The following is a 19,324-nucleotide window of genomic DNA, read 5'->3' on the forward strand; positions in this document are numbered from 1 at the left end:
TCACTCTTTAGATGGTCTTGCTGGAACAATATGAACACCATTCTTTCCGTAATGGACTATTCCATTACTCGTTGGAGCCGACACTCCTGTCTGTGGATCGATATAATTACCAATATTCTGACCATAATTAATTCTTTCCTTTGAACCTGGACTCCCCACAGGGAGATTGCCAACTTGCTGCCCTGTTCCTAACTTCGGAAGCAATGACTCCGCGGGAACAGAAAGTATACTCTTATTCAACCCTGCTTCAGATGCAATCTTATATTCATTTGTGCCGGGAATATGCTTATTTTGCTGTCCTTTGTTAACGGATATTTTGCCTAACCCGCCACCTCCGGCCTTCAGTGGATTCCCATCTCCATCAAGCACATTCAGTTTCATCGGGTTGATCGGGATGATTTTTACCGGTAGCTTTCCATGTTCCCGTTGCACCTCCTCCTCATCACTTCCCAGCGCATTATTCTCAACCGCATTTTTCCCTGCAACCGCCCCCTGAATGCCACCCTCAACAGAACCGGATGCTAAACCCGCAGACAACTGTGCGGCTAACTGGCCGAGCGCGCTGACAACCTGCTTCTCTTCCTGCGTCAGTTCGCTGGCCTGCTTACCAGGATACATCGAGCTGAGGATAGCTCTGGCCATCAGCTCGCCACCTGCTGCCCCCGCAGCACCCGCTGTTGCGCTGTTTCCTGCCAGCTGAGCCAGCACTGCACCTGCGACCGCGTGCGCCATGGTGTTAGCCAGGACGTTAGTCTGTTCCTGTCCGTTAACAAATGTGCTGGTAGCATGCTTGATTTTATTGGCGATATACGGTGCCATCCCACCTGCTGCGGCTGCGCCCAGGTCACCTGCGCCAAGGCCACCCAGCACGCCGGTCACGGCTGCCGCCGCCATGGAATAGCTGCCGCCTGTGCCCCATTTCTCTGCAACGGCCTTATAGCCGGGATCATTTACGATTAGAGTATTCAATGCCTCGTTTGAATAACCAGCATATTGCGGGTTCGCCTTCAGCAACCGTTCTCTGGTCTCGTTTTCAGCTGCCTGCATTTGATAGCTGCTGACATCGCCTGCCACACGCTGACCCAGCTCCTGCATTCCCTGAGCGAACTCAAGCTTGTTAGCGACCTTATCTTTATCGAATATCTTGTCGATATGACCGTTGGCGTTGTCAGTATCTCTGCTCAAATCTGCGACGTTCTGTGTCTGAGCCTGACCGCTACGTACCGTGATGGTACCGTCCGCCACGGCTGAACGGGTGGTGCCAGAGGCACTGCCATGGGTATTGGCAGAGGTCGGGATCGCGCCGCCTGACATCTTATTATCTTCGTTACCCCCACCCATGCTGATCGATGAGCTGCTGGCTTTGTAAGAAGCATGGTTGTCGATGTCTGACCAGCCCAGCGTACCGGTGGAGAGCGCATTGTTCGCGGACTGCGCCGTTGAGGCGATCACTGCGCCATTCAGCTGGGTGTGGTTGCCAACATAGATGTCATAGCCACCGTTACCTGCAAACAGGCCGCTCTGATCGCCGACGCTGGCGTACTCACTGTTCACCTTACTCTGGCTCAGACTGAGGCCAGCGGAGCCGGTCATGCTGCCGAACGTGAAACTGAAGCCGCCGCTGGCGCTCTGCTGCTTGCTTTGATAATCATCGGTATCCTGCAGGCTGGTCATCGTCAGATCATGACCAACATCAGCAACAATCCGGTTACCCAGTGCCTGCGCGCCAGACAGCACGGTATCGTTGCCGCTGCTCAGGGTGAGGTCATTACTGGCATTCACCCGGCTGTTGACATAGTTAGTGGTTTTGCCGTTCTCCTTGCCACTGGCCATAAAGCCACTGGCCTGTATGCCAATACCTGTTTCTTTACCTATCGCGACATGAACGCCGCCACTCCAGCCAGACGCTTTATTGCTGCTCTTCTGCTCGGTGTTGTTGGTTGCCGCCGTGAGGTTGAGATCGTGCGCCGCAGCCAGCGTGACATTTTTGCCGGTAATGCCGCTGCCAGCGAGCGTGATATCACCGCTGCTGCCGTTGGCACCGGTCGCCACCACGGCAATGTTGCCGCCGCCATTGAGTGAACTCCCTTTTACGGCATTGGCGTTATATTCCGATGAGGATTTACTCTTACTCGCGCCGACGCTGAGCTCAATTTTAATCCCTGCCTGGTTTATATTGCCGTTGGCCAGAGCCTGGCCAGACTGCATGGCTTTTCCGCCAGACATCGCCCAGCCACTTTCCAGTGCTTTTACCGCACCCAGGGCTTTAAGCCGACCGTCGCCCGCCTCGCTGGCAGACTTTGCCTGTTCTCCAAGGCTTAATAAGGCATCGGTAATTGGGCTGGTAAGCTGAAGGGTTAAGCCGCTTTTTTTCTGTTCATACACCTGACGACGACTGACAAGATCATTGCCTGTATCAACATCAACGGAGCCGCCAACCACGCTGATATCTTTTTTAGCGATGACATCTGAGCCGCTGATGTGGGCATTATTACCGGCGATCAGCGTGACGCTACCGCCAGTGCTGCCTACGGCGCTGGCGCTCTGGCTTTGGATAGTGCCGTCGCGATTAAGCTGCTGACGAGTAGAAGCGCTACCGAAGGTCACGCCTATACTCCCGCCGCTCATCATGCCGCTCTTTTTGGTCTCTTTGAGGCTATAGCTATGCTCCTCTTCAGTGGCCACGGTGATTGCAAGATCACGTCCTGCCTTCATCGCAACGTTGTTATCGCCTACTACGCTGGAACCCGTCACAGTCACATCACGTCCGGCGACGATCGCGACATTGTTTCCACTTAACGCCGAAGACTGTTCAGTTGTGGCTGAGTCTTCATGAACTGTGTGTGTGGTTTTTTTAGAGAAGAGCTTTTTCTTAACTTTTGTATCTTCGTCGTAGTGATAATCGCTTTCGGTTACCGTAGTGATAGCCACGTCGCGTCCTGCCTGAACAGCAAGATCGCCTCGCGCATCCACTCTCGCCGCTTCCGCGACCATATCCCGGCCCGCTTTAACCGCAGTACTGCCGCCGCTGGCAATTTCAGTGCCCTGCTGGCGTAACGTCTCATTAATCTCAACCTTCTTACCGGATTTGTAGCTATTGCCGGAATCCGCTTCAGCTGCCAGCAGATTGACGTCACGCCCTGCCTGTAAGGTGACGTCTTTGTCTGCGGCAAGGCCTGCCGCCTGGCTATTAAGATCGCGTCCGGCCTGAAGGGCTAAATCGCCGCCGCTGGTCAGCGTCGTGCGATCCAGACCGGTTGAATGAGTTTCTCGTTTACCCTGCACATCATTCTGGCTGGTCGTCGCACTGTTGAGATTAAGATCGTTACCGGCTGCCAGCGCTGCGTTTTTACCGGCGTTGATGCTGCTGGCGGTCACAGTCAGATCGTGGCCCGCCTGCATCGCCATGTTGCCGCCTGCAACGATCTGGCTGCCGACCGTATTAACGGTCTTGGTGCTGGTCGCATCAATCTTCTGCCAGCGGCTTCCGAAACCGGACTGCGCGCTTCCCGTAACGTTCTGATTGCCGGTGATAGCAATATCATTCCAGGCGTTCAGCAGCAGATCGCCGCCCGCTTTGAGGTTCGCGCCGGTAACCGCAATATCGTTGCCCGCCTTGAGGCTCAGAGAATCCAGTGACGTGATGCTCGCCGTTGGCCCGCTCAGGGTTTCGGTAAAGGATTCTTGTACGCCTTTGCCGTTGCCTGCATCCAGATGCCAGAGCTGCGACGTGGTCAGGTTGTTGATGTCACCGTTAACACTCTCCAGTGCCACCTTTTTACCGCTGATAGTCGCGCTGACGTTGTTGATATCGTTCAACGCGCTAAGTTGCAGGTCACCACCCGCATGGAGCAGTCCGGCGTTGAGGTTACTGAGCGTATTCTGGCTGTCGATGGTCAGATCGTTTTTGGCCATCACGCTACTGCCGGTGTTGGTAACGTTTCCGCCGTTCAGCGTCACGTTGTTCCCGGCAATCACGCTGCCATCGCGCACTTCCACATCTTTTGTCGACAGATAGAGCTTCGGCACCATCACCGTTTCACCGTTGATGGTGGTGGCTTCCCACCAGACCATGCTCTTGTCTAAAGAGGCGAGTTGCTCAGCAGAGAGTGAAACACCAAACTCCAGTCCCAGCGACTGCTGCGCCGCCGCTGCGTTGTCCATCAGATAGCGCATCTGGGCAAGATCGGATCCCAGGCCATTGATGTAGCGATTGCCGGTCTGGTTCAATACCGCATTGCTGACGTAGCGGGTATCAAATGCCGCATCGCCGAGAAAACGATAATCATAATCTGGCTTCAGGTTCAGGCGATCGAGCATGTATGAGGAGCCGAGGAAAGCCTTCTCATCGGTATACTGAGGACGTGTTTCCTGTAATGGCGTGGTAGCAGGCTGTTTGCTGAGTTTTGCGTTCAGCTCGCCGAACAGGCTCTGATCCAGCTGGCCAAGGCCGTTAAGTTTGGGGTTAACGGTAATCAGATAGCGGCTATTGTTGTTCGACGCGACAAAGTAACCGTTCTCACCTGAAGGTAATGGATAGGCGCTGATATCGACCTCAGCGGCCTTATAGTTATGCAGCGATGCAGGACCCTGAGGAGCATTTGTCAGGTTGACGGCTTTACCCAGTGCGGCGTTGTTTTTACCCGCCGGAGAATATTGCGTGAGCTGTGCACTACCCGGTGAAGCACTCTCCAGCGCCCCTGCGCCATTGACCTGCTGCAACGCATTCTGCAGCTGATCGCGCCATTGCGGCGTATTGATTGCGGCTTTATCGGCATTAGCCAACTGCTGGTGAGACTGCGCGCCAGCAGTGCCTATGGCAGTCAGCCCGCGCAGGGCTGGAGCAGAAAGTGTATTACCACTCCAGCCGGCATTCGCTGTAGTGTTGGTATTGCTGATATCACCGCTGAAGTTAGCAGAGACGTTGCCACCGGCTTGGATAACCGACCGGTAAAGCTCTCCCGGTGTGAAACTCGTCCCCTGATCTGAAAGTGTATATGTTATTGATTTTACCCTTGGTTTATTACGATATCCTGTTGTAGCTTTGATGGTTGTATCACCGTCTTCACTGGTGCTTTTATATAGGGATGAATAATCAAACAGTATTCCCTTATAAACGTAATTAAAATAAGTGCTTTGTGTCCCTGCCTGCCAGGATTGATTATTTAATTGATTTCCTGAGAGAGAGATGTCTCTCTGCGCCAGAATATTACTGGCCTGATTTTCAAACGTACCTGCTCTTACATTAATATTACGTCCTGCGGCTATGCGAGCAGCACCACCATTACTGGTAACATTTATTGTCGTGCTTGATGATGAAAAATTCTTAATCGCGGCTTCTTTTGTTGGCACATAGGAATAAAATGTAGAAGTAGTACAGCGCTCTGCACCTTTTCCCGGTGAATCACATTCTTTGTGCTGAGTTACAAATACTCCATATTCCTCTGGTTTAAATTCAGAGATTGAAACTTTCATCAGGTCTGTGCCTAAACCTGTCTGGTTTGAAGTGCTATGCGTTTCAGAAACACTCAACCCATCCCGTGTATTTAGCAAATGTCCCGTATTAATCGTGATATCGCCGTTCTGCGTTTCGATGGTACCGGAGTTATTAATCACCTCGCCGTTGGCATTCCCCGCGGCATCGCCCTGAAGCCACATACTGCCGCCTGCCAGCATATCGGCACGCTGGTTACGAATGCTGTTAGCAAACAGAGAGAGATTACCGCCCGCATAGAGCAGCGCGGTGTTAACGATACTGCCCGGAGCACTGAGGGTCAGATTGCCCAACGTACCCGTAAAACCATCAACAGTGATGTCACTGCGGCTGTTCAGGCTGATATTACCGCCGCCCTGCAGGCTGCCATTTCCGTTCATGGCGATGCGGTTGCCGCTTAAGGCACTGTCACCCGAACCGGTAGTGAGCTGACCATTATTGGTGAGATCGCCGCCTGCACTCAGCGTCAGCGCCCCGCCCTGCATCGTGCCCTGGTTGTCTATCGCACCATTACTGCTGACGGTGAGTCGCCCGCCCGCCGCCAGCACATCGCGACCGGTAAAGCCATTCGCGATTTCCAGCGTGGCGTTATCCAGCGCCACCACCTGACCGTTCTGGTCAAAGCCGTTGCTGTGAACCAGCAGGTCACCGCCGCTAAACAGACGACCACTACCTTGCTGACCGACCTGAGCGGCCATCACACTTAGCCGGTTGTTACCCAGCAGCGTACCGTTGTTATTTACCTGCTGATAATTAATCTCAAGGTTGCCGCCCTGGGCTGTGCCCTGGTTGCTGAAGCCATTGCCGGTCAGCGTGCCCTGACCGTCGGCCAGCAGTGTGCCGTTGTTGCTGACATTGGTCGCATTGAGAATCAGCTGCGACGCCTGTAACCAGCCGTTGTTATTGAGCTGCGGCGTGTTGAGTGTCTGCGCGCCACCCGAGAGCCACCGGCCATCATTTTGCGTTAAACCGGTTATGGTCGCGACACCGTTGCCACTGCCCTGAATCAGGCCATAGTTGAACAATTCGGGCGCGGTCAGCGTCAGGGCGTTTTGCGTGAGCATGGCGCCGTTGCCACCGTTGGTAATGCGTCCACCCGCATTGACCAGCAGGCTGTTGTCACCCTGTAAGCGCCCGTTGTTATCCACCGCGCCCGTGGTGATCTGCAGGTCGCCGCCCTGCACGCGTCCGGCATTACTGAGCGACGATGACTGAAGCGTCAGCCTGCCTGCGCTGAGCAGCGTTTTATCCTGCTGCTGGGTCAGAGCACCGTTAAGGCCCACCGTCAGCGCCTCGACACCGGTCACGGCGCCGTTATTGTTTAACGTGTCACCGCGCAGCGTCAGGTTTCTGGCAATCCATTCGCCCTGATTGGTCAGCGTCAGTGCCTGTAGCGCCGCCGTACCATTGGCCGAAATCTTGCTGCCCGCGCCCGCATCAAGGCGGTCCGCCAGAATCAGTTGCAGCGCATCCGCACTCTGGATCGCGCCATTATTGGTCAGTTGCCGGGCATTCAGCAGGATCTGCTGACCCTGCCAGCTGCCGTTATTCACAACGTCACCGCCGTTGATGTTCAGCGTGCCCTGCGTCAACAGCGATCCACCCTGATTATTGATCAGCTGACGTGCTGGCGCGGCCAGCGCCCTGAGCAGCATTCGCCCGCTCACCTGTGGCATCGCCGCAAACGTTAATGCCTGGAGACCAATCAGGCTGCCCTGATTAATCACGCTGGCGGGGGTAATGGTCAGGGTTTTACCCTGCACCGATCCGCTGTTATTCAGCGCGGCACCGTTGAGCGTCATTGCCCCTTCACTGAGTAGTGAGCCGCTGTTGTTCAGCGTGCCAGCCGCAACCTGGGCTTTGTCCTGACTCAGCAAAGAGCCGGTGTTATGCAGCTCATTGCTGATGCTGACGTTCAGATCTTTGCTGCCCAGCAGCGATCCCTGATGCAGCCAGTTATCCGCAATAACCGTTGCCTGCTCGCCCTGCAGCAGCCCCTGAGTGTTAATCTGGCCTGCATTGAGCGTCAGTGTTCCGCCGCTCAGCGTTTTGCCGCCGGCTGATTGCGTGATGTTATCGGCCTGAGCAGTCAGCGCCGTATTGCCCTGTAACAGACCGTCGTTGTTCAGGCTGTTGGTCTGTAACCCCAGCCGGTTCGCCATGATTTTGCCGCTGTTGCTCAGCGTGCTGGCATTCAGGTCGCTTTCTCCCTGACTGACCAGCGAGCCACTGTTGATCAGATCGCTGGCGATGTCAGCGCGCAAGGCGCTGATGCCATTGATGCTGCCGCGATTGGTAAGCGAATCCAGCGTGACGTCGAGTTGCTGACCCTGCCAGCTGCCATCATTGGTCGCACTGCCACCCCTGACGATCAGCCGATCGCCGCTCAGTAATTGCCCATTGTTGTGATTGAGGGTCTGAGCAAATCCGAGATCCAGCAGTGCGTTGCCCTGTAGCAGCCCGCCGTTTTCCAGCTTATTGCCGCTGGCGCTGAGTTGCTGTGCCGCAATCTGACCGCTGTTACTGAGGGTTTGTGCGTGCAGATCGGCCTGCTGACCGGTCACGATCTGACCCGTCCCGCTGTTCGTCAGCGTATCGCTAATCTTGAGATCAAGGTTGTCACTCAACAGGCGTCCGCTGTTGTTGAGACGGTTGCCGTTGACCGCAAGTTTACCGTTAACCTGCAGCAACCCATCGTTATCCAGTTGATCTAAGGTCAGCGTCAGCGGTCCTCCGGCGATCAACTGCCCGCCATTGAGGTTATGCAGTTGCTGATGATCCAGCGTTAAGGTGCTGTTGCCCTGCAGCAGACCGGCATTGCTGAGCACTGGCGCATGCAGGCTGAAATTATCCGCCGCCAGTGTGCCCTGATTATCAATCTCTGCTGCCTGCAGATTCATCTGCTGCTGGCTGAGCAGACTGCCACTGTTGGTCAGCGCACCGTTAATCAGAGCGGTGAATGCTTTTCCGCTAAGAACGGTACCGTCGTTCTGCAACGTCCCCGCGTTAAATGTCATCTCCCCGGCCTGCATTGCACCGTGGTTATTTAAAGCAACAAAGTCACCGTCCAGCGTGCCGTCACTGAGCAACTGGCCGCCCTGCTGATTGTCCAGCTGGTTGCCCTGCAACGTAATCTGCTGATTTCCCTGGATCAGGCCGCTGTTGATCATGTCACCGCGCAGCGTCAGCGCCTGTGCAATCAGCCAGCCGCTGTTATCGGTGTGGTCAGATTTCAGCGCGATGCCCTGCTGCCCCAGAATTTTGCCACTATTGACCAGGGTATCGCTCTGCAAATCGGCGTCAGTCTCACTCAGGGCATTGCCGCTGTTCTGCCAGTGGTCAGCCTTCACTGTCAGCTGCTTGCCCTGCATCAGTCCGCTGTTGTCCAGCGTCTGCTGTTTCACACCGAGCTGGCCTGCGCTCAGCAGCGTGCCGTTGTTGGTTAACGCGTTGCCCTGCAACGACAATGCCTTGTCGCCCTGGACCGTCCCGCTGTTAGTGATCTGACTGAAATCACTGTTCAGCGTGCCGGCAGCCATCGTTCCCTGATTGATCAGCGCATCGCCCTGCAACCGGAGCTGATCATCTGCCAGCAATTTACCGCCCTGCTGATTATGTAAGTTTTTGAGTGTGGTGCTCAGGCTGGCAGCGTTGATCTCTCCGCTGTTGTTCATCTGGTCGCCTGTGACAGTCAGGGTTTTGCCGCTGGTGATCAATCCGCTGTTATTGAGCTGCGGCAGCGCGAGTGCAAAGTCGTTGTCAGAGCTGATCGTACCCGCAGCCAGGTTATCCAGCTGCCCGGTATGGAAGGAGAGCAGCTTAGTGCCCTGCAGCAGGCCGCTATTAGTGATTTGCCCGGCGGTGAGAGTCAGATTGGGTGCAGTTAATGAACCTGTATTGCGCAGCTGCGCGCTGTTCAGGATGAGGGCGTTCTGACTACTGATGGCGCCCTGATTTTCCAGCCAGCCACGGGCGGTCAGCTGTGCGTCACCCCGGGCCGTGAGAGAGCCGTTTTGTTGCAGCGTATCGCTGTTAATCACGACATCGCCATGACTCACCATCTCGCCGCTGTTAATCAGTGTCGGGGCATCAATTTGCAGACGCTGACTGATCATATTGCCGCTATTGCTGAAGGTGTCAGCGATATTAAGCGCTGCATTCCCCTGCGCGGAGAGCGTGCCGTCCTGATTCAGACGATTAGCGGTGAGCAGGGCATCGCCGCTGCTGATCATTTTTCCGCTGTTGTCGAGCGTGCCGCTGGTTATATCCAGGCTGTTTCCGCTCAGTTCACCGCTGTTACTTAACCGATCGGCGACTTTAAGCTGCAATCTGCCCTGGGATGAGAGCGTTCCATCCTGCTGCAGGATGCCAGAGGTAATATCTGTCTGCTGACTGCCCAGCAGATTCCCGCTGTTAAGCAGCGATCCACTGTGGATATTCAGACTGCTCCCGCTCACTTCACCGCTGTTGTTCAGCGTGCCGGTAACGTTAAGCTGATTAATGTTGCTGGCTGAAAGGGTGCCGCGCTGCTGCACGCTGTCCGCGCTGATCAGCGCATCGCCAGTGCTTAACAGCCTGCCCCCGTTATTGATTGCCCCACTTTGAATGTTCAGGCTGCTGCCGCTGATCTCACCGTCATTGCTGAGCTGTCCGGCAACGACACTGTTATTACCCTGAGCCAGTAACATACCCTGCTGCTGCAGCGTGCTGGTGCGAACCTGCAGGTCACCCTGACTGATCAGGCTGCCACTGTTGATGATCTGTGCGGCCTGAAGATCAAGTTTCTTTCCAGCTGTCATCTGACCGCTATTCTGTAGCTGCGCGTTGGCAGAGAGCTGCATCGCGTCTGCCGCATTGCCGCTGCTGCTGTTATCAATATCCAGAGCGTGGCCGCTGAGACGGGCAGTCTGGCCTGCCGTCAGGCTGCTGCCTTTAAGCGTTATCTGCCCCTGACTGTTCAGGTCGAGCGCCGCGTCGCTACCCAGTTTTGCGCCCGTTAAAGCAATATCCTGCTGCGCTGTCAGCGCAACATTGCCACCCGCTTTATGTTCTCCCTGCAGGGCGATGCTGCTGCCTTTTGCCGTCAGCGTGCCGCTGGTCAGGCTATTGTTAATGCTTAACCGACCCTGCGCATCCAGCACCATATCGCCCTGCCGGGCATTCATATTACCGAGATTAACGCCGACGCCGTTTTCGCTGGAGACCAGATGGATGCGGTTGGCGTACATGCCACCCAGCGCGCCGGTATCGATGGCGACCGATGGCGCAGCACCCTCGCCGGCAATGGGTGTCACGCTGCCATCTGCGCCAACCCGGTTTGCGCCCAGCGTCACATTGAGATCCCTGGCATGAATGCCCGCGTTGATTTCCGTTGCGCGCGCGATGATCGAAACCGCATCGGCCTGGCTGCCATCCAGCCCTTTACCCTCAATGCTGATGGCACCTTTGGTCACTTCCAGCGACTGCAGATTGCCCTGTGCATCAAGCTGAGGTTTACCCGTGGTCAGCGTCACATTTGGCGTATTAATAAAGCCGCAGCCGTTACAGGTGATGCCATAAGGGTTAGCGACCATAACGTTGGCCGCTTTACCCCCCACTTCGGTGTAGCCCTGAAGCTGCGAACGATTGGCCCCAACCACTTCGTTGATGATTGCCCGGGCTTCCTGCCCCGCTTTCAGATTCGGGTTGTTCTGGATGAGTCCACCGAGTTGCGTCTGCGTTAACCGGTCGGTCGCGTTATTCAGGATCAGCCCTTCCTGGCCGACGTTGTAATTCTGATACTGGTTGTGCGACAGACCTGACGCATTTGGCGTCGCGATGTTGATAACCGGCACGCCATTACCGGCAGCATCGACCTGGGTACCCGGTGTAGCAGGCGTAATCGCGGCCGAAAAAGCAGGCAGCAGGGGCTGAAAAGCGATCAGTGAGCAGATGAGATAGCTCAGCAGACGCCGCGGCAGTGAAAGCGTTAATTGATCATCCATAATCGGGGCCTTTATTTAAAAAACGAGTCCAATACGCGCATAAACACTGAGGCGATCAGGCGCAAGGTAATCGGGATAGCTGACAGGAATGCCCAGCGACAGCTGAGTGGAGACGTGCGCATTTCGGGTACCCAGTCCGAGCGAGCTGCCCCACAAGGTGCCAGCGGCGTAGCGATCCTGTTTGTCGCTCTGAAGCCATCCACCATCCAGCGCCAGCGTGGTACTGACCTCGCCAATGGCGGGCAGGGTAAACAGCGTGTAGTTGAGTTCGTTGCGCAGGTAGCCGCCAACATCGCCGGAAAGATATTGTTCTTTGTAACCGCGAACCGAGTTCTCACCACCTATCGTCAGACGTTCGCTGCCATAAAGCCGATCGGGCGACCACTGGGCGTACAGACTACTCAGCCACCACATTTTCTGCGTCACCGGCCGCTGATAGCTGCTGCTGACACTCCATTTGCGGAATTGCGCTTTGGGGAGATCGTCATTTTTACCGCTGTCGCTTTCGGCATCAAACCAGGGCATCCCGCGACTCAGCATCGGGTTAAGCGTGGCCACCCCGCCCGCGACTTTTTGTGTATGGTTAAAGCCGATCTGCAGACTGGTTAGTTTGCGGCTGCTGCTTTGCAACAGCGTCTGGTTCAGCCAGTTATGGCTGACATAATGGTTCAGCCCGAGCTGAACGCCGGTTTTGATTTGCCCGTTGCGGAACAGCACCCATGAGCCGCTCAGGCGGTTAGAGATGTTATCGCCGTTGCTATACCAGTCGAAATTATTGGCGTTAAAGCGGCTGTGATAATTGCTCCAGCTATAACTGTAATCCAGCAGCCCATAGCCATAAGGCACGCTGACGCCCGCCTGGAAATTTTGCGCGTCACGCCAGTCGCTGAACGCACTGCTGCGACCACCGCTGACAAACCAGCGATCGGCAATGCCCAGCAGGTCATTACCCACCAGCGAGGCGGAAAGCTGACCAGTGCCGGTCGTTCGCTGGCCGCTGTTGTCCATATTCAGCCCCAGCGTCAACGGGAATTCAGGTGTGCTGGTCAGATTGACAATGGAATATCCTGGCTTAGTGGATGGAAGGATTTCAATCTGAACCGGCGTGGTACGCAGCCGGTTTATCTGCTCCATACCCTGTTCAATGTCGCGTAAATTTAAAATGCGACCGGCACCGGTCGGGAATGCCATTTTCAACTGACGTGAACGGGCACCCTGCAACCGAATTTCTTCCAGCCTGCCTTCCAGCACCGTAATCGTTAAAATTCCGTGAGACAGGTTCTGTTCTGTCAGGAAGGCCCGGCTGGTGATATAGCCGCGCTGGACGTACCATTCTGATATTTCGCGTACCAGCTGATTAATGCGCGCCAGACTCAGACACTGATTGATATAAGGCGCGACGAGTTTCGCCTGCTTATCTGGCGTAATTAACGTCGCCTGTTGCAGGATAATCTGGCGGATATCGAAACAGGGACCACTGGCTGGAGCTGGCACGGTTTTTTGCAGCTCAACCTGATGCGCCTGGGTTAACGCGTCGCGCTGCTGCTGATCCTGTTGCAGACGCTGCTGCTGCTGATTCTGAATAAGGTCAAGATCACCGGGCGTAACCGGCGCAGCCATGAGATTACTGATAAACAAACTGGCTCCGAAAACCAGCCACTTCCCTGTATGAGGCATTTTCATCGAAGTATTAACGGCACTTATTGTAAGTTTTGTGTAAGGACAGGCGTGCAGACTACCACCTTAACAATCAGAAGTTCCTTATTGACTTGAAAAAAAGATGTAATTTCGGAAAAAGTGAAATTATCCGTAAATAATTAATCCTTAAATCAAATTCACAGCTGTCTTGCAACTTTCGCAGGATGCCGCTCTTTTTGATTGTTAAGGGAATGAAAGTATTGTCCTGCATGCATAAATATTTATACGCGCGGGATTGTTGTTACTTATAGCAGTACGCAGGTATTAACAGGTTTAAAAGCAGTGATGGCGATATCTTCGTGATCAGAGATGAGGTTTCAAATGACACTCTGCCCTGAATGCAAAAAGGCCCGCAAAGTAGCGGGCCTTTAACCGGATAAAACACAACAACCGTTATTTTTCATGGTAGCGATGCACTGCCGGATAATATTCCAGTCCATACAGCTGGCTCAGTGGCAGCAGCAGTTCGACGTTAATATCATGTACACGCTCACTCGCCACAGGGCCGCTCAGCAGCTGTTCAAACCAGGCTATCAGTTTCTGTTTCATCTCAGGTTCTCCGCATCAGTTGATGCCCTGAGTAAAACCGCTTATGCGCCCGATCAGAACCAAAAATTTCTGCGCTGCTTATGCCGAAAATGGCATAACACGCCTTGCCTGGCCCATCATCAGCCGCCGCGAGACACTGGCCGGTTACTGCGTAATCAGTGTCACCCAGTTCGCACCTTTACCGGCTGGCGCTTCAGCGACGCGTTTAAGTTCGCCGCTGGCGGGATCGATGGCGTAGCTGCCAATCACCGCACTCTTCTCTCCGCTGACGATCAGCCATTTACCCTGAGCATCAATCGCGATACTGCGCGGCTGTTTTTCCACCGGCCAGCTGCCGACGAGTGTTAACTCACCCGACTGTTTATCCACCCGGTAACCGCTGACGGTGCTGGAGGTGCGCTCGGTCACATAGATAAATTGCCCATCCGGCGTGATTTTAATGTCTGCCGCCCAGATGCGCGGCGTCGGATCGCTGTAGCCCGCCGGACGTTGCTCGCCATGCTGCAGGTTATATTTCTTCGCCACCGCGTTGGGCCAGGTTTTTAATGGCGTCAGCGTGCCATCGGCCGCACGCCTGAACTGCGTTATAGTGCCGCTCATCTCCGCGAGGTTGTAGAGGAAGCGATTGTCCGGCGAAATCACGGAATGCCGTGCGCCGCTGTTCTTCTCACCCTGCACAAATCCCGTACCCAGCGGCGTGATCGCCCCGTCACTGGCGAAGGCATATTGCAGCACCCGATCCGCGCCAAGGTTGCCAACGTAGAGCGAATGATTACTGACGTCGGTGATCACCGAATGGGCATGCGGCCCGGTTTTCACTTCGCCCGTGATCTGAGTCGTCACAATGCCTTTGTCATCAATCCGGTTACTGGTGACGATATCGCTGTCATAGGAGGCGGCCAGCAGGTAGCGCCCGCGCTTATCGGTAGTGATCCAGGGAAAGCTGGCCGTAACCGGCGTCACCGCCAGTTTCTGCAGATCACCGTGTGGACGGGTGACGCGCCAGCTGATGATTGCGTAAGGCGGCGAGCGCAGCGCACCATAGAGATGTTTACCATCCGGGCTGGCCGCCAGCGGCATAATCTTTTTCCCGGCGGGGGTATTGCCCCGCCATTGCAGGCTGCCATTCGCCTCGCTGAGCTGATAGCGGGATACCGTGCCGGATTCGGCATTCGACACATAAACAAAGGTTGTCGCCCACAGCGGGGGGCTACACAGCAGCGGCAGAAGTGCCAGCGCCGTTTTCAGACGGATCATAGGGTCACCTTGATAAGTAGTGTCTGCGTCAATGCGCAGCAGGAATTACGCTAACCCTGTCTGATAAGACTGGCTTTGTGCAACTGACTGAAATTATACCTGAAAGCCTGGAGATGTGACGGAGATGTTATTTTAAAAGGCGGGGTCTGAGAGGTGACACCTTCCCCCGGTGAAAGGAGAAGGCATATACATGCTGCTACCCGGTTTTCGCGATCATTTTATAGTAGCGGTTAAGCCACTTGCCGCTGTTAAGTCGCCACCAGAAGAAGATGCCACGCACCGTCCAGTCAAGGAACATCCCCAGCCAGACGCCGGTGACGCCCATGCCAAGCTGGATGCCCAGCAGATAACCGACCACCACGCGCGCGCACCACATGCTGAACATCGACACATACATGGTGTAACGCGCATCGCGTGCGCCTTTAAGGCCCGCAGGCAGCACCCATGATGCGGCCCAGAGCGGCATAAACAGCGCATTCAGCCAGAGCAGATGTTTCGTTACGTTGATGACTTCCGGGTCGCTGGTATAGAACCGCGCCAGCAACCCGGCCAGCGGCACCGTCAGCAGCGCTATCGCGCTCAGGCAGGCCGTTGCCAGCCAGAAAACATGCCGCACCTGACGCTCCGCCTGGAAGACCTGATTTTTGCCCAGACGGGTACCGGTAATGATGGTTGATGCGGAACCCAGCGCGTTGCCCGGCAGGTTGATCAGCGACGCGACCGAGAAGGCGATAAAGTTACCCGCAATCTCACTGGTGCCCATGCCTGCCACAAACACCTGCGTCAGCAATTTACCGCCATTGAACAACACCGACTCGATACTGGCAGGCACGCCTATACCTAAAACTTCCATCAGAATGCTGCTGTTCCAGCGCCGGAAATAGCTCGACAGCGTGATCTTCAGCGAGGCGTTAAAGCCGATCATCAGCACGTAAATCACCGCGATCGCCCCGATATAACGGGTGATGGTCAACCCGAGTCCGGCACCGATAAACCCTAAACCGTCCCACGAGAAGCAGCCATAGATCAGCACGCTACTGATGATGATGTTGAGGATGTTCATGCCGCCGTTAATCAGCATCGGGATTTTGGTGTTACCCGCGCCACGCAGCGCCCCGCTGCCGATCAGCGTGATGGCCGCTGCCGGGTAGCTCCAGGCAGAGGTCTGCAGATAGCTCAGTGCCAGCGCTTTAACTTTGGGGTCGGCGGCACCGGCGATGGCATCGACGATGAGATGGCCCCAGAACTCAATGGCGATCACCAGCACAAAGGCAAGTATTGTCATCATCGCCAGTGACTGACGCGTGGCGGCTCGGGCGCGCTTGCCGTTGCGTTTTGCCAGACTGAATGCCACCACCACCGTGGTACCTAGATCGATAGCCGCAAAGAACGAGATGATCACCATGTTGAAGCTGTCGGCCAGGCCAACGCCCGCCATCGCCTCTTTGCCCAGCCAGCTGACCAGGAAGGTGCTCAGTACGCCCATCAACAGCACACAGGCGTTCTCGAAGAAGATAGGCACTGCTAATGGCGATATTTCACGCCAGTAGAGCGTGCGATAAGAGCGGCGTTTCGGGTACCACGCCGTGCGCTTAATCGCCTGCATCACTGCTACGCCGGGATTTTGCAAAGGATTACCAAATCAGAAGAGACTGACGAGATCTAATGATGATAGTGGGCAGAGAAATATGCAAAGTCTTTCCGGGACAAATTGATCATGGTTACAAACTTTTTCGTTCAGATTCGGCAGATTCTGCCCCACCAGGCTGACCGCTGTAGCAAACCTGATTATTTCCGGGACGTTACGATCGCCTGTCATCACGATGCCGCTAGCTGCATTGTCGCTCCCTTGTCATTTGCAGCGCAACAGACACGGCGACACCGCCTGTTTCGATCATAAAGATTTTCTTACCGAATTTTAATGATGTGTGTTCCGGCTCAATGCCGCACTGGTCAGATTACGCGCGTCGTTAGCGCAAAAAAAAGGCGATCACAGATTCTTCACCAATCTCTGCAACAAACCCGCTAAGCTTGGGGCAAATTGCGGAAAAAAATGGAAGGAGAAACCATGCCGACACTACGGAAAAACCTGACCAGCCAGCAGGCGCTGGATGAACTCGAACGCCTTTACGATGGTGCCGTTGATGCGCTGCGTGCGGCAATTAAAGTGTTTACCGAAAACGGAACGCTGCCCGATGCCGCGGAACGGGAAAAGGGACTCTTTGTTTACCCGGAGCTGCGCATCACCTGGCACGGTGAAGGTCCGCAGCAGAACCGCACGCGTGCCTGGGGCCGCTTTACCCATACCGGCAGTTACAGCACCACCGTTACCCGTCCGGCGTTACTGCGCCACTATATTTCGGAACAGCTGGCAATGCTGGAGAAGGAGTATCAGCTGGAGATCGACGTGGTGCCGTCCAGCCAGGAGATCCCCTATCCTTACGTGATCGACGGTTCCGATCTGTCGCTGGATCGCACCATGAGCGCCGGTATTGCGCGCCACTTCCCAACTACCGAGCTGTCACAGATTGGCGATGAGACCACCGACGGTCTGTTCCACGCCGACGCCAAATTTCCGCTGTCGCACTTCGACGCGCTGCGCACCGACTTTTCGCTGGCCCGCCTGCGTCACTACACCGGCACCAGCGTAGAGCACTTCCAGCCGTTTGTGCTGTTCACCAACTACACCCGTTATGTGGATGAGTTCGTGCGCTGGGCGATTGAGCAGGTGCGCGATCCCAACACCCCTTACGACAGCCTGGCCTGTGCGGGTGACGTGGTGCTGACGGCCGACACCGCCAACAGCGAGTCGATGCTTTCTGATCTGGCGTGGAAGAAGCATCAGATGCCTGCCTGGCATCTCACCTCACCTAATCGTCGCGGCATCACGCTGATTAATATCGGTGTCGGCCCATCGAATGCCAAAACCATCTGCGATCATCTAGCGGTGATGCGTCCGCACGCCTGGCTGATGATTGGTCACTGCGGCGGTCTGCGCGAGAGCCAGCGCATCGGCGATTATGTGCTGGCCCACGCCTATCTGCGTGACGATCACGTACTCGACAGCGTGCTTCCGCCAGACATCCCGGTGCCAAGCATTGCCGAAGTGCAGCGCGCACTGTATGACGCCACCAAATCGGTAAGCGGCATGCCAGGCGAAGAGGTGAAACAGCGCCTGCGTACCGGCACCGTGGTGACCACCGACGATCGCAACTGGGAGCTGCGCTACTCCGCGTCGGCCCTGCGCTTTAACCTGAGCCGCGCGGTAGCGGTCGATATGGAGAGCGCCACCATTGCCGCGCAGGGTTATCGTTTCCGTGTGCCGTACGGCACACTGCTGTGCGTCTCCGATAAGCCGCTTCACGGCGAGATAAAGTTGCCCGGTCAGGCAAATCGCTTCTATGAAGGGGCGATTTCAGAGCATCTGCAGATTGGTATCCATGCGGTTGAGCTGTTGCGCGCCGAAGGCGATAAGCTGCATTCGCGTAAGTTGCGGACGTTTAATGAGCCGCCTTTCCGGTAGGTGTATCGCCGCTGGCTCGGGGAGGTTTGTTCGCTGCGCGAACGGGCTGGCAGAAGAGCTGATGCTGGGATGTTCGCTGCGCGAACGGGCTCTGAGAGGGGTTTCGTTCGCCTGAGCAGTTGGGCAGTTTCAGTATCGCCTCTGCAGGCGACCGACAAGGGGCGCCAGTCGCCGCGCCCCTTGCCCCCCGGCTCCGGCCTGCTTTACCGCCGCTTCGCGGTCCCTTCGCTTCTTCCGGATTTCTCCCGGACCGGCAGGACGCGCCATCCCTGGCGTGCTCCCGCCTCTTCGCGACATCCCTGTCGCTCGTCCTGAAATCCCTCATCCGCTCAGCGGTTCAGATGGCCCCCCTGCCCCCTCGCTGTTATCTCTTCTTTCTGTGTTGGCACGTTATCGCTTTACGTTTCCGGGATTGGCTTTGGCTTTGGCTTTGGCTTTGGCTTTGGCTTTGGCTTTGGCTTTGGCTTTGGCTTTGGCTTTTCAGGTCAGCAGACAACGCAGCACCAGAGAAAAAAAAGAAATCACAGGCGGGGTTTGGGAGAGGCATCCGGAGCGCTGAGGAACAACCGGAGGCCAGGATGAGCCGACAGGACGTCGGCGAGAGGACGGTTCGCGCCAGGGATGGCGCGTCCGGACGGTCCGTCGGCCGCAGGGCGTAACGAAGGCACCCCGCACAGCGGGGCGCGCAGGCTGCCGGACGCCGGGATTGTTAAGGGGCGGGCGTCCGCCCCTTGACGCGTCCGCCTGCACGGGCAACCTGAAACTCCCCCTCGCCTGGCGGGCGAAACCTTCTCAGTGCCAGCCCGCTGCAAAGCGAAA

At 55.8% G+C, this 19,324-nt stretch carries 7 protein-coding genes; 2 read left to right on the plus strand and 5 right to left on the minus strand.

Annotated features, from left to right (window positions below):
- From BY447_RS03645 to BY447_RS03660, 5 genes are all read right to left on the minus strand, one after another.
- Window positions 1-11,478, minus strand: a complete 11,478-nt coding sequence (locus BY447_RS03645; protein WP_110330539.1) for a hemagglutinin repeat-containing protein — start codon at window positions 11,476-11,478, stop codon at window positions 1-3.
- Between the two features lie 15 nt (window positions 11,479-11,493).
- A complete protein-coding gene (locus BY447_RS03650) occupies window positions 11,494-13,161 on the minus strand; it encodes a ShlB/FhaC/HecB family hemolysin secretion/activation protein (RefSeq protein ID WP_033783420.1) in 1,668 nt (555 codons plus the stop codon).
- Window positions 13,162-13,569: 408 nt separating this feature from the next.
- Window positions 13,570-13,725 carry a hypothetical protein gene (locus tag BY447_RS23350; protein ID WP_010670871.1) on the minus strand — a complete coding sequence of 52 codons (156 nt, stop codon included), beginning with the start codon at window positions 13,723-13,725 and terminating at the stop codon, window positions 13,570-13,572.
- Window positions 13,726-13,869: 144 nt separating this feature from the next.
- A complete protein-coding gene (locus BY447_RS03655; RefSeq protein ID WP_110330540.1) occupies window positions 13,870-14,982 on the minus strand; it encodes a lactonase family protein in 1,113 nt (370 codons plus the stop codon).
- 196 nt (window positions 14,983-15,178) lie between these two features.
- Window positions 15,179-16,588, minus strand: a complete 1,410-nt coding sequence (locus BY447_RS03660) for an EmmdR/YeeO family multidrug/toxin efflux MATE transporter (RefSeq protein ID WP_013358314.1) — start codon at window positions 16,586-16,588, stop codon at window positions 15,179-15,181.
- Window positions 16,589-17,050: 462 nt separating this feature from the next.
- Between BY447_RS03660 and BY447_RS03665 the strand changes: the two genes are divergently transcribed.
- A complete protein-coding gene (locus tag BY447_RS03665) occupies window positions 17,051-18,505 on the plus strand; it encodes an AMP nucleosidase (RefSeq protein WP_033783426.1) in 1,455 nt (484 codons plus the stop codon).
- A gap of 418 nt (window positions 18,506-18,923) precedes the next feature.
- Window positions 18,924-19,064 carry a hypothetical protein gene (locus BY447_RS23480; RefSeq protein ID WP_158280073.1) on the plus strand — a complete coding sequence of 47 codons (141 nt, stop codon included), beginning with the start codon at window positions 18,924-18,926 and terminating at the stop codon, window positions 19,062-19,064.
- Window positions 19,065-19,324: the final 260 nt, after the last annotated feature.

Origin of the sequence: Pantoea sp. JKS000250 (assembly GCF_003201065.1) — a bacterium.
GTDB classification, from domain to species: Bacteria; Pseudomonadota; Gammaproteobacteria; order Enterobacterales; family Enterobacteriaceae; genus Pantoea; species Pantoea vagans.